This is a genomic window from Streptomyces sp. NPDC005202, from assembly GCF_040608235.1.
In the GTDB taxonomy this organism is placed as follows: Bacteria; Actinomycetota; Actinomycetes; order Streptomycetales; family Streptomycetaceae; genus Streptomyces.
In genome coordinates, this window is the sequence record NZ_JBEXHW010000032.1 from 1 (window position 1) to 11,849 (window position 11,849).

Below are 11,849 nucleotides of genomic sequence, written 5' to 3' on the forward strand. Positions count from 1 at the left end.
CCGCACCCACCCCATACGACAACGTCAGCCTTCAAGACCACAACCAGGTCTTGAAGGCCGACGTCACGCCCGGCCCCGAATTAACCAACAGCGTCCCGTGTGGTTCCGGGGCCTTCGGTTGCCGTCGCGGTGGCTACGCCGGAGGCAGCTTGTCCAGCTGGGCCTGGATCCGGGCGATGTCCTCCTCCGCCTTGGCCAGCCGCGTGCGGATCTTCTCCACCACGTGGTCCGGGGCCTTCGCGAGGAACGCCTCGTTGCCGAGCTTGGCGGTCGCCTGGGCCTTCTCCTTCTCGGCGGCGGCCAGGTCCTTCGCCAGCCGCTTCCGCTCCGCCGCCACGTCGATCGTGCCGGAGAGGTCGAGCGCGACCTCGGCGCCCGCGACCGGCAGGGTCGCCGTGGCGGTGAAGGAGTCGCCCTCCGGCTGCAGACGCAGCAGCTGGCGGATGGCCGCCTCGTGCGCCACGAACGGCGTGCCGTCGAGGGCCAGCCGCGCCGGAACCCGCTGACCGGGCTGCAGACCCTGGTCGGCGCGGAAGCGGCGGACCTCGGTGATGACGGACTGGAGGCTCTCGATCTCCCGCTCGGCGCCGGCGTCCCGGAACCCGCTGTCCTTGGGCCACTCGGCGATCACGATCGACTCGCCGCCCGTCAGCGTCGTCCACAGCGTCTCCGTGACGAAGGGGACGACCGGGTGCAGCAGCCTCAGCGTGACGTCGAGGACCTCGCCCAGGACGCGCTTGGAGACCTCGGCCGCCTCGCCGCCCGCCTGGAACGTGGTCTTGGACAGCTCGACGTACCAGTCGAAGACCTCGTCCCACGCGAAGTGGAAGAGGGCGTCGGACAGCTTGGCGAACTGGAAGTCGTCGTAGTAGGCGTCGACTTCGGCGACGACGGAGTTGAGCCGGGAGAGGATCCAGCGGTCCGTCGCCGACATCTTCGACGGATCCGGTAGCGGGCCCTCGACCGTGGCGCCGTTCATCAGCGCGAAGCGCGTGGCGTTCCAGATCTTGTTGGCGAAGTTGCGGGAGCCCTGGACCCAGTCCTCGCCGATCGGGACGTCGACACCCGGGTTGGCGCCGCGGGCCAGGGTGAAGCGCAGCGCGTCGGAGCCGTACTTGTCCATCCAGTCCAGCGGGTTGACCGCGTTGCCGAAGGACTTCGACATCTTCTTGCCGAACTGGTCGCGGACCATGCCGTGCAGGGCGATGGTGTGGAACGGCGGGGTGCCGTCCATCGCGTACAGGCCGAACATCATCATCCGGGCGACCCAGAAGAAGAGGATGTCGTAGCCGGTGACCAGGACGGAGTTCGGATAGAACTTCTTCAGGCTCTCGGTCTGCTCGGGCCAGCCCAGCGTGGAGAAGGGCCACAGGCCGGAAGAGAACCAGGTGTCGAGGACGTCAGTGTCCTGGTGCCAGCCCTCGCCGGTCGGCGGCTCCTCGTCCGGTCCGACGCAGACGACCTCGCCGTTGGGCCCGTACCAGACCGGGATCCGGTGCCCCCACCACAACTGCCGCGAGATGCACCAGTCGTGGAGGTTGTCGACCCAGTCGAAGTACCGCTTCTCCATCTCCTGCGGATGGATCTTGACCTTGCCCTCGCGGACCGCGTCGCCCGCGGCCTTGGCGAGCGGGCCGACCTTGACCCACCACTGCAATGACAGGCGCGGCTCGATCGTGGTCTTGCAGCGCGAGCAGTGGCCGACCGAGTGGACGTATGGATGCTTCTCGGCGACGATCCGGCCCTCGGCGCGCAGGGCCGCGACGATCGTGGAGCGGGCCTCGAAGCGGTCCAGGCCCTGGAAGGGGCCGTGCGCGGTGATGACGCCGTGCTCGTCCATCACCGTGATGGCCGGCAGGCCGTGCCTCTGCCCGATCTCGAAGTCGTTCGGGTCGTGCGCCGGGGTGACCTTGACGGCACCGGTGCCGAACTCGGGGTCGACGTGCTCGTCCGCGACGACCGGGATGGAGCGGTCGGTGAGCGGGAGCTTGACGAGCTTGCCGACGAGGTGCTTGTACCGCTCGTCGTCGGGGTGAACGGCGACGGCGGTGTCACCGAGCATGGTCTCGGCACGGGTGGTGGCAACGACGATGGAGTCCTCCCCCTCGCCGTACCTCATCGACACGAGCTCACCGTCGTCGTCCTGGTACTCCACCTCGATGTCCGAGATGGCGGTCAGACAGCGCGGGCACCAGTTGATGATGCGCTCGGCGCGGTAGATCAGCCCGTCGTCGTAGAGCCGCTTGAAGATGGTCTGGACGGCCTGCGAGAGCCCCTCGTCCATGGTGAAGCGCTCGCGCGACCAGGCGACGCCGTCACCGAGGCGGCGCATCTGCCCGGAGATCTGTCCGCCGGACTCGGCCTTCCACTGCCAGACGCGCTCGACGAAGGCCTCACGGCCGAGGTCGTGCCGGGACTTGCCCTCCTTGGCGAGCTCGCGCTCGACGACGTTCTGCGTGGCGATGCCGGCGTGGTCCATGCCGGGCTGCCACAGCGTCTCGTAGCCCTGCATGCGCTTGCGGCGCGTGAGGGCGTCGATGAGGGTGTGCTCGAAGGCGTGCCCCAGGTGGAGCGAGCCCGTGACGTTCGGCGGCGGGATGACGATGGTGTACGGCGGCTTGTCGCTCTTCTCGTCCGCCTCGAAGTAACCCCGCTCCACCCAGCGCTCGTACAGCGGCCCCTCTACGTCGGCCGGCGCGTACTGGGTCGGCAGTTCGGTGGTGGGCGCTGGTGGCTGCTGCTGAGCGTTCTCGGTCACGGGCTCAGTTTAGAGGCGTCACGGTGCCGTCCCGAAACGCGTTTGTTCTGTAACGGTGCGCGCCCCGATGCCGAGCGCTCCCTGTGCCTGCGCCAGGATGTCAGGAAGACATAAGCATGGAGGGGAACCAGAAATGAGCTACAACCAGCCGGGCCCGTACGGCGGGCAGCCTCAGCAGCCCGGACCCTACGGCCAGCCGGGCCCTTACGGCCAGCCGCCGCAGGCTCCCCAGCCCGGCTACGGCTACCCCCAGCAGGCTCCTCCCGCCCAGCCCGGCTACGGCTACCCGCAGCAGCCTCCGCAGGGCGTCCCGCCCCAGCCGAACCCGTACGGCCAGCAGCCCCCGTACGGCCAGCAGCCCTACGGCGCTCCGCCGCCCCCGGCTCCCGGCGGCGGCAAGAAGAAGACAGGCCTGATCATCGGCGCGGTGGCGGTCGTGGCGGCGATCGCGGTGGGGGCGTACTTCGTGATCGGGGGCGGCGGCTCCTCGGACGTCGCGGACGACGGCCCGCACAAGCTGGTGCCCCCGGCAACGGTCGGCGAGTACGAGAAGGCGGGCGACGGCTCGACCTCCAACGACGGCGGCCCGGCCGGCACCAACACCGCGGCCAAGCTGCAGAAGATCGGCATCGAGAACGGTCATGTGGTGAGGGCGTCGTACTCCACCGGTGGGACCACGGGCCTCGGCAAGGCGATGGCGCTCAACGGCGCCTACGGGAAGATCAGCGATCCCGAGGGCGCGATCGACCAGGGCTTCGCCAACTCCCACAAGAACTCGCAGAACACCGGCGACAACGTGGGCGAGAAGGAGACGGTCACCTGGAAGGGCAGCCCGGAGAGCGTCCAGCCGGACGGCCTCGACGGAGCCGTCATGAAGTGCCAGATCGCCACCATCGCGGAGGGCAAGGACAGCGTCGACATGCCGGTCTGCATCTGGGCCGACCACAGCACCTACGGCGTGGTCAACGGCCTCGACCTGGCCGCCGCCAAGACCGGTGGCGGCTTCTCCCAGGACGACGTGGCCGCCTTCGCCGCCAAGCTGCGCTCCGCGGCGCGCGTCAAGGCCTGACGTCGTACACCCCAACGGTGAAGGGGCCCCGGCCGGTTGGCCGGGGCCCCTTCATATGTCTGCGTGTCGGCGGCTATGCCGTCTTCTGCTCGCCCGGTCCCCGCCCCCGCGCGTCGCGCGGGATCAGAGTCGGGTTCACGTTGGAGTGGACGACGTCCGCCGTGATGACGACCCTGGCCACGTCCTTGCGGGACGGGACCTCGTACATCACCGACATCAGGACCTCTTCCATGATGGCGCGGAGGCCACGGGCGCCGGTCTGGCGCAGGATCGCCTGGTCGGCGATGGCTTCGAGGGCCTCGCGTTCGAAGTCCAGTTCCACGCCGTCGAGTTCGAAGAGGCGCTGGTACTGCTTCACCAACGCGTTGCGCGGCTCGACCAGGATCTTGAGCAACGCCTCGCGGTCGAGGTTGTGGACCGACGTGATGACCGGGAGGCGGCCGATGAACTCCGGGATCATGCCGAACTTGACCAGGTCCTCCGGCATGACCTCCTCGAAGGAGTCCTTGGACTCCAGTTCCCGCTTGGAGCGGATCTGCGCGCCGAAGCCGATGCCCTTCGCGCCCGCCCGCGCCTCGATGATCTTCTCCAGCCCCGCGAAGGCACCGCCCACGATGAACAGGACGTTCGTCGTGTCGATCTGGATGAACTCCTGATGCGGGTGTTTGCGGCCGCCCTGGGGCGGGACCGACGCCGTGGTCCCTTCGAGGATCTTGAGCAGGGCCTGCTGTACGCCCTCGCCGCTCACGTCGCGCGTGATCGACGGGTTTTCACTCTTCCGGGCGACCTTGTCGATCTCGTCGATGTAGATGATCCCGGTCTCGGCCTTCTTGACGTCGTAGTCGGCGGCCTGGATCAGCTTCAGCAGGATGTTCTCGACGTCCTCGCCGACGTACCCCGCCTCCGTCAGCGCCGTCGCGTCGGCGATGGCGAACGGGACGTTCAGCATGCGGGCCAGGGTCTGGGCGAGGAGGGTCTTGCCCGAGCCGGTGGGGCCGAGCAGCAGGATGTTGGACTTGGCCAGCTCGATGCCGTCGTCGCGGCCCTGCGAGCCGCTGTTCTCGCCGGCCTGGACCCGCTTGTAGTGGTTGTACACCGCGACGGACAGGGCTTTCTTCGCGGCCTCCTGGCCGACTACGTATCCCTCGAGGAACTCGTAGATCTCGCGGGGCTTGGGGAGCTCCTCCCAGCGCACCTCGCTGGTCTCCGCGAGCTCTTCCTCGATGATCTCGTTGCAGAGATCGATGCACTCGTCGCAGATGTACACACCGGGCCCTGCGATGAGCTTCTTGACCTGCTTCTGGCTCTTTCCGCAGAACGAGCACTTGAGCAGATCGCCGCCGTCACCGATGCGTGCCACGGTGTGCTTCCCCTTCGCCTGGGAGACGCCTAGGTCGAGCGGCTCCTGGTGCTGCCTTATGTCCGACGGTACCTTGCCGGGCCCCCGGTTCGGGCCCCCCTTGGCACGGTTCACTTTGACGTGCACCGTGCCAAGGAGCGGCAGACGACGCCGCTTCCGCGTCAGCGGAGGGCGGCGTTGTCCATCTTCCGCGTGGTGATGATCTGGTCGATCAGGCCGTACGACAGCGCGTCCTCGGCCGTGAGGATCTTGTCGCGCTCGATGTCCTCGCGGATCTTCTCGATCGGCTGGGTGGAGTGCTTGGCCAGCATCTCCTCCAGCTGCGTGCGCATCCGGAGGATCTCGTTGGCGGCGATCTCCAGGTCGGAGACCTGGCCGCGGCCGGTCTCGCTGTACGGCTGGTGGATCAGCACGCGGGCGTTCGGCAGGGCCATGCGCTTGCCCTTGGTGCCGGCGGCCAGCAGGACGGCGGCGGCGGAGGCGGCCTGGCCCATGCAGACCGTCTGGATGTCCGGCTTCACGTACTGCATCGTGTCGTAGATGGCCGTCAGCGCCGTGAAGGAGCCGCCGGGGCTGTTGATGTAGACCGAGATGTCCCGGTCGGGGTCCATCGACTCCAGGCACAGCAGCTGGGCCATGACGTCGTTGGCGGAGGCGTCGTCGATCTGGACGCCGAGGAAGATCACGCGCTCCTCGAAGAGCTTCGCGTACGGGTCGTACTCGCGGATGCCCTGGGAGGTGCGCTCGACGAAGCGCGGGATGACGTAGCGGGACTCGGCCGCGGGGCCGGTGTACTCGGCGCGCATACGGTCGTAGAGGCCGCTGCCGGGGAAGTCGTTCACGGTGTCTCCTGGAAGGGGGCTGGGCGGTCGGCTGAAGGGCTGGCTGGGCTGCCCGGAGGGAACCTCCGTGCGAGCGGCTCACAGGGCCGTGCGGGCCCCGTGGGAGCGGCTCAGGCCCCGGTGCCGCCGCCGCCCGGCATGCCGGCGGCCGAGGTGATGACGTCGTCGATGAGGCCGTACTCCTTGGCTTCGTGGGGGTCGAACCACCGGTCGCGGTCGGAGTCGCGGGTGATCTGCTCGACCGACTGGCCGGTGTGGAAGGCGGTGAGCTCGGCCATGCGCTTCTTGGTGTGCAGCAGCCGCTCGGCATGGATCTTGATGTCCGAGGCCGAGCCGGCCAGGCCGGCGGAGGGCTGGTGGATCAGGATCTCGGCGTTCGGCAGCGCGAAGCGCTTGCCGTGGGTGCCCGCGCTGAGCAGGAACTGGCCCATCGAGGCCGCGAGGCCCATGGCGATCGTCACCACGTCGTTCTTGATGTACTGCATGGTGTCGTAGATCGCCATGCCGGCCGTGATCGAACCGCCGGGGCTGTTGATGTACAGGTAGATGTCCTTGTCCGGGTCGGCGGCAAGGAGCAGCAGCTGTGCGGTGATCTTGTTCGCGATGTCGTCGTCGACCGGCTGGCCGAGGAAGATGATCCGCTCGTTGAGCAGCCGGTTGTAGACCTGGTCGCCGAGGCCACCACCGATGGAAGGCTCGCCGGCGGCGGGGGGCATCAGATTCGTCACGTATCCACCTGCTCGTCTTACGACGGCGCCGGGCCGTCTCACGTGTTCTGCCGGGGCGTGGGACCCCGGTGCGCCACCGTCCGCGGCGGCTTCGGGGACTCCCCTGCCCTCGTATTCAAGGACCCTAACGCGCAGGCCGGGCGGTGCCATCCCGCTTCCGCGGGTGTTCGCCGGGGGCGTAGCGCCGTGGGAGCACTCAAAGGCGTGCGGCTGCGGGTTGTCCATGGCTGAGCGCGCTGTTCCCCGCGGCCCCTATTGCGGTGCTGCCCCTCCGGTCGGTGCTGCCCCTCCGGTCGGTCCGGACGGCAATGGGCCCCGAGGCGTCTCACGCCCCAGAGCCCATCGTACGTACGTCGGAGACGACCCGCAGGGATCAGGCCTCGGCCTTCTCCTCGCCCTCGTCTTCGGCGTCCTCGGCGGAGCCCTTCGCGGCCTCGTCCTCGTCCTCGTCGTTCAGGTCGACGATCTCGCCGTTGGTGTCCTTCACGGTCGCGGCCTCGACCACGACGGCCAGGGCCTTGCCGCGGGCGACCTCGCCGACCAGGAGCGGAACCTGGTTCTGCTGGACGACCGCCTGGGCGAACTGGTCGGGGGACATGCCGGAGGAGGCGGCACGCCGCATGAGGTGCTCGGTGAGCTCCTCCTGGTTGACGCTCAGCTTCTCCTTGGTGACGAGCTCATCGAGCACGAACTGGGTCTTGATGCCCTTGATCGCGGCCTCGCGGGTCTCGTTCTCGAACTCCTCGGCGGTCTTGCCCTGGATCTCCAGGTACTTGTCGAGGGTGAGCCCCATCTGCGCGAGCTGGTGGTGCTCGAGGTTGTGCTTGCGGGTGTTGATCTCGTCCTCGAGCAGCTTCTCGGGGACCGGGACCTCGACCAGCTCGAGCAGCTTGTCCAGGACGCGCTCCTGGGCCTGCGTGGCCTGGTCGTACTGCTTCATGCTCTCCAGGCGCTTGCGGCTGTCGGCCTTCAGCTCCTCGAGGGTGTCGAACTCGGAGGCGAGCTGCGCGAACTCGTCGTCCAGCTCCGGCAGTTCACGCTGGGCCACCTGGGTGACCTTGACGGTGACCTCGGCCTCCTTGCCGGCCGCCGAGCCGCCCTTGAGCTCGGAGGTGAAGGTGGCCTCCTCACCGGCGGACAGGCCCTTCACGGCGTCGTCGATGCCGTCCAGCAGCTCGCCGGAGCCGATGGTGTAGGAGACGCCCTTGGCGATGCCGTCCTCGAGGATCTCGCCCTCGACCTTGGCCTCCAGGTCGATGGTGACGACGTCGCCGTCCTCGGCGGCGCGCTCGACCGGGGTCGTCGAGGCGAAGCGCTCGCGCAGCTGCTCGACCGCCTTCTCGACGTCCTCGTCGGTCACCTCGACGGCGTCGACCTCGACCTCGATGCCGGAGTAGTCCGGGATCTGGATGGTCGGGCGGACGTCGACCTCGGCGGTGAAGTTCAGCGTCTCGCCGTCCTTCAGCTCGGTGATGTCCACCTCGGGCTGGCCCAGCGGGCTCAGCTCGGCCTCGTTGACCGCCTCGGTGTAGAACTTCGGAAGCGCGTCGTTGACCGCCTCCTCCAGGACCGCACCGCGGCCGAACCGCTGGTCGATGACGCGGGCCGGGATCTTGCCCTTGCGGAAGCCCTTCACCGTGACCTGCTGGTTGATCTTCTTGTACGCCGCGTCGAGGCTGTCCTTGAGCTCCTCGAAGGGCACCTCGACAGTGAGCCGAACCCGGGTCGGGTTCAGGGTCTCCACGGCGCTCTTCACGGTTCGGTCTCCTTGTGGCTGACTTCTTGGTTTCTGCCGGGGCCAAACAGGTCCGGCGGATTTCGCTGCCCGGAGGACTTCAGACGCTGAGACACGGGCGCGCAGCTTGCATAGTAACCGCAGCCGCTCAGCGCCCCAAAAGGCGATCACGCGTGGTGGCGCCGACCGGCGGCCGGCAGGTGGTCGGGGTGGCGGGATTTGAACCCACGGCCTTCCGCTCCCAAAGCGGACGCGCTACCAAGCTGCGCCACACCCCGTTTGGTGCGACACGTAGGGTACATGGCCGCAGGCAGTGCGGCCGCTGCATTTCACGACGCCCGGGCTTGCTGCGGCGCGGGCGCGGAGTGCGGGCGAATGCGGGGTGCGGGCGAACGGGGTGTGCGGCGACGGCGTACGACCCGCTACGATGCCTTCTGTGCCGCGGTCGCCCGACTTGTGGCGCGCGCTGTGTGCGGGCGTAGCTCAATGGTAGAGCCCCAGTCTTCCAAACTGGCTACGCGGGTTCGATTCCCGTCGCCCGCTCTGTACGGCTCAGGGCCGGGTCGGAGGATCATCCTCCGACCCGGCCCTGATCGTTTCCGGGGGCTCTGGTTCAGTCCAGTCGGCCCAGCGTGTCTCCCGCGTGCCCGTCGCGGTCGGCGCCGACGTGCTGGTGGATCAAGGCCGCCGGGTGCGTTCGGCGACGTCGAGCAGGGTGAGGCGGCGGTGGGCGGGGGTGACCTCGTCGGTGGAGGCGGGAAGCAGGGCGAGGCGGCCGTCGGCCTGCCCGGCCGACGTGAACGTGCCGCGCGGCGTGACGGTCCAGAAGGGCCGGGTGCCCGTCACGCGGCCGGTGCGGGTGAGGACGTCCGCGGCCGCGGGGGTCGACGGCGCGGGAGATGCCGCAGTCGATCACGCGGGGGGCGTCCTCGGCCGGCATCACGTTGGCCGGTTTCCGCACCGGCCGGCGCCGGCCGGGCGCCTCGCCGCCGGTCAGAAGCTGATCGAGTTGATGGTCTCCGCTATCGAGTTCAGGAACCGGTTGATGGACGGAGCCATGCCGGTGGACGCGAGGAAGAAGCCGAAGAGCATGGCGACGATGGCCGGCCCGGCCTTGATCGACCCCCCTCTGAGCAACACCACCAGGATGATCGCCAACAGCAGCACCACGGACAGTGAAATGGCCACAACTGATCACACCCTCGGTCGGTCCGCTCTCCCGGCCCGGGGGCGCCAACCCCGCGCACCCCGCCAGAACCATCGTGCCACCAACCCGACTCGCGTATGCGGCGGCTGACGCATCATCGGCCACGACCGTGTGACGGGGTCGCGCAACCGCGGGCCGGGCGCCGTCTCCGGCCGCGCCCCGTACGGCAATTCGGGGGTGCCGCTGCACAGGGCATTGAAAGACATCGTTTCCATGTCCACACATCGCGTTCACAGGTAATTCGATTTGTTGCCGCAGACGCGGCCCCATGCGCCAATTAGTCAGGACGAATCCCGACATTGAGGGTGCATATGACGGGCCTGAGCGGCCTGCACGATGTGTCGACAGTCACCGCGACAGTCACGTCGACTTCGTCAAATCCCGGGTATCCGCAGCGAATAACCAGGAATGACGTCCGGGGTTTTACGAAATCCCACGGACAACGCTAGGGTGCCTCAGATGTTCCACGCTGCCTCGTCCCCCGGCCAGAACAGATCGCCGCTCCCCCCGGCACACTCGCCGGCACCGGGAGTGCCGAGTCCACGCAAGCCCGGCGAGCAGAGCGGCAAGCCGGGCAAGCAGCGCGACGCGTTCTTCGACAACGCCAAGTACCTGGCGATCGTGCTGGTGGCCATGGGCCACGCCTGGGAGCCGCTCAAGGGCGACAGCCGCATCCTCGAGGGCCTGTACACGGTCGTGTACACCTTCCACATGCCGGCGTTCATCATCATCTCCGGCTTCTTCTCCCGCAGCTTCGACGCGCGCCCCGACCGGCTCAAGCGGCTGATCACCGGCGTCGCCGTGCCGTACATCGTCTTCGAGACCGCCTACCCGCTCTTCAAACGCGTCGTCGACCACACCCCCGACCAGGACATCAGCCTCCTCGATCCCTGGTACCTGACCTGGTTCCTGTGCGCGCTGTTCATCTGGCGGCTGACCACCCCCGTCTGGAAGCTGGTGCGTTGGCCGCTGCCGCTCGCGCTCGGCATCGCCATGCTGGCCTCCGCCTCCCCTGAGATCGGCGACGACCTCGACCTCCAGCGCGTCCTGCAGTTCCTCCCCTACTTCGTGCTGGGCCTGTCCATGAAGCCCGAGCACTTCCAGCTGGTGCGCCGCCGCTCGGTGCGGATCCTGTCGGTGCCCGTGTTCGCCGCGGCGCTGGTCGTCGGCTGGTGGGCGGTGCCGCGCATGAACACCGCGTGGTTCTACCACCGCGACGCCGCACAGGAGTTGGGCGCGCCCTGGTGGGTCGGCCCCGTCATGGTGCTGGCGATGTTCGGCTGCTCGCTGCTGCTGACCGCCTGCTTCTTCGCCTGGGTGCCGCGCCGCAGGATGTGGTTCACGGCGCTGGGCGCGGGCACGCTGTACGGCTATCTGCTGCACGGTTTCCTGGTCAAGGCCGGCGACTACCAGGGCTGGTTCGACCACGCCTGGCTGCACCGCCCGCTCGGCGAGATCCTCGTCACCACCCTCGCGGCGGCGGCGGTGACCCTGCTGTGCACGCGGCCCGTGCAGCGGGTCTTCCGGTTCGCGATGGAGCCGAGGATGGAGTGGGCCTTCAAGCAGGACGCGGCCGAACTGGCCCGCGAGCGCCAGAAGACGGAGCAGCGCGAGCGCGAAAAGGTCAGCGTCGGCTTCCTGGGTCCGTGAGACCGAGAAGTGCGCGCATCCGTGCGTACTTCTCGGTCAGTCGTGCACGGGTGGCCTCGTCGAGGACCGCGAGCCGGGCCGGGTCGGCGTTGTGCGCCAGGTCCGCCTCCTTCACCAGCAGCGCGCCGGGCGTGGCGAGGATGCGCCGCGCGTACGCCTCCGGGTCCTCCCCCGCCCGCTTGGTGACCGCCAGCACGATGTCCTTCGTACGGCGGCTCAGCGGGGCCTGGTGCAGCCACTGCTCGGAGAGGGCGTCGTCCTCGACGGAGTCGTGCAGCCAGGCCGCCGCGATCTGGTCCGCGTCGCCGCCGCGGGCGCGCACGCCCTCGGCGACGGCCTGGAGGTGCTCGGCGTAGGGCCGGCCCGCCTTGTCCGTCTGCCCGGCGTGCGCGGCACGGGCGGTGGCTTCCACTTCGGCCGGCAGGAGGGTTCGGGGCGTCTCGGTCACGCGTCCAGTGTGGGTCACGGCGACGGTGCGGCGCAGGCCGGACCTCGGCCCG

10 protein-coding genes and 2 tRNA genes are annotated in these 11,849 nt (G+C 68.8%); 3 read left to right on the forward strand and 9 right to left on the reverse strand.

All coding sequences use genetic code 11. The features are described 5' to 3' along the window. Window positions 1-133: 133 nt before the first annotated feature. The gene (locus tag ABZV31_RS30950) at window positions 134-2,758 is read right to left on the reverse strand and encodes a valine--tRNA ligase (protein WP_355900204.1); all 2,625 of its coding nucleotides are present in this window, start codon (window positions 2,756-2,758) and stop codon (window positions 134-136) included. Between the two features lie 133 nt (window positions 2,759-2,891). Here ABZV31_RS30950 and ABZV31_RS30955 point away from each other — a divergent pair, with 133 nt between their 5' ends. Continuing rightward, on the forward strand, window positions 2,892-3,827 hold the full coding sequence (locus ABZV31_RS30955; RefSeq protein WP_355900205.1) for a hypothetical protein: 936 nt from the start codon (window positions 2,892-2,894) through the stop codon (window positions 3,825-3,827). Between the two features lie 73 nt (window positions 3,828-3,900). On the opposite strand, the gene clpX is transcribed toward ABZV31_RS30955, so the two are convergent. From clpX to ABZV31_RS30980, 5 genes are all read right to left on the reverse strand, one after another. Next, entirely contained in the window at window positions 3,901-5,187 is a 1,287-nt protein-coding gene (gene clpX, locus ABZV31_RS30960; RefSeq protein ID WP_355900206.1) for an ATP-dependent Clp protease ATP-binding subunit ClpX, read from the reverse strand. 161 nt (window positions 5,188-5,348) lie between these two features. After that, window positions 5,349-6,029: an ATP-dependent Clp protease proteolytic subunit gene (locus ABZV31_RS30965; RefSeq protein WP_355900207.1), complete on the reverse strand. Its 681-nt coding sequence runs from the start codon at window positions 6,027-6,029 to the stop codon at window positions 5,349-5,351. A gap of 110 nt (window positions 6,030-6,139) precedes the next feature. Beyond that, window positions 6,140-6,745, reverse strand: a complete 606-nt coding sequence (locus tag ABZV31_RS30970) for an ATP-dependent Clp protease proteolytic subunit (RefSeq protein WP_355900264.1) — start codon at window positions 6,743-6,745, stop codon at window positions 6,140-6,142. 385 nt (window positions 6,746-7,130) lie between these two features. Then, window positions 7,131-8,513, reverse strand: a complete 1,383-nt coding sequence (gene tig / locus ABZV31_RS30975) for a trigger factor (RefSeq protein WP_355900208.1) — start codon at window positions 8,511-8,513, stop codon at window positions 7,131-7,133. A gap of 180 nt (window positions 8,514-8,693) precedes the next feature. Further along, window positions 8,694-8,770, reverse strand: a tRNA-Pro gene (locus tag ABZV31_RS30980). 194 nt (window positions 8,771-8,964) lie between these two features. On the opposite strand from ABZV31_RS30980, the gene ABZV31_RS30985 reads away from it, so the two are divergent. Continuing rightward, window positions 8,965-9,035 (forward strand) — tRNA-Gly (locus tag ABZV31_RS30985). Between the two features lie 135 nt (window positions 9,036-9,170). Here the strand turns inward: ABZV31_RS30985 and ABZV31_RS30990 are convergent. Together ABZV31_RS30990 and ABZV31_RS30995 are read right to left on the reverse strand one after the other, a co-directional pair. Continuing rightward, window positions 9,171-9,338 (reverse strand): hypothetical protein, encoded by a 168-nt coding sequence (locus ABZV31_RS30990; protein WP_355900209.1) that lies wholly within the window; start codon window positions 9,336-9,338, stop codon window positions 9,171-9,173. A 147-nt stretch (window positions 9,339-9,485) separates the two neighbouring features. Further along, on the reverse strand, window positions 9,486-9,680 hold the full coding sequence (locus ABZV31_RS30995; protein WP_355900210.1) for a hypothetical protein: 195 nt from the start codon (window positions 9,678-9,680) through the stop codon (window positions 9,486-9,488). 550 nt (window positions 9,681-10,230) lie between these two features. On the opposite strand from ABZV31_RS30995, the gene ABZV31_RS31000 reads away from it, so the two are divergent. After that, on the forward strand, window positions 10,231-11,349 hold the full coding sequence (locus ABZV31_RS31000; RefSeq protein WP_355900211.1) for an acyltransferase family protein: 1,119 nt from the start codon (window positions 10,231-10,233) through the stop codon (window positions 11,347-11,349). Here ABZV31_RS31000 and ABZV31_RS31005 read toward each other — a convergent pair. Then, a complete protein-coding gene (locus ABZV31_RS31005; RefSeq protein ID WP_355900212.1) occupies window positions 11,324-11,797 on the reverse strand; it encodes an HD domain-containing protein in 474 nt (157 codons plus the stop codon). The two genes, ABZV31_RS31000 and ABZV31_RS31005, sit on opposite strands and share 26 nt — an antisense overlap. Window positions 11,798-11,849: the final 52 nt, after the last annotated feature.

What these genes read in the sequence shown, in the direction of transcription:
- ABZV31_RS30955 (WP_355900205.1), top strand. Translation starts at nt 2,892, where the DNA reads ATGAGCTACAACCAGCCGGGCCCGTACGGCGGGCAGCCTCAGCAGCCC.
- ABZV31_RS30970 (WP_355900264.1), bottom strand. Translation starts at nt 6,745, where the DNA reads ATGCCCCCCGCCGCCGGCGAGCCTTCCATCGGTGGTGGCCTCGGCGAC.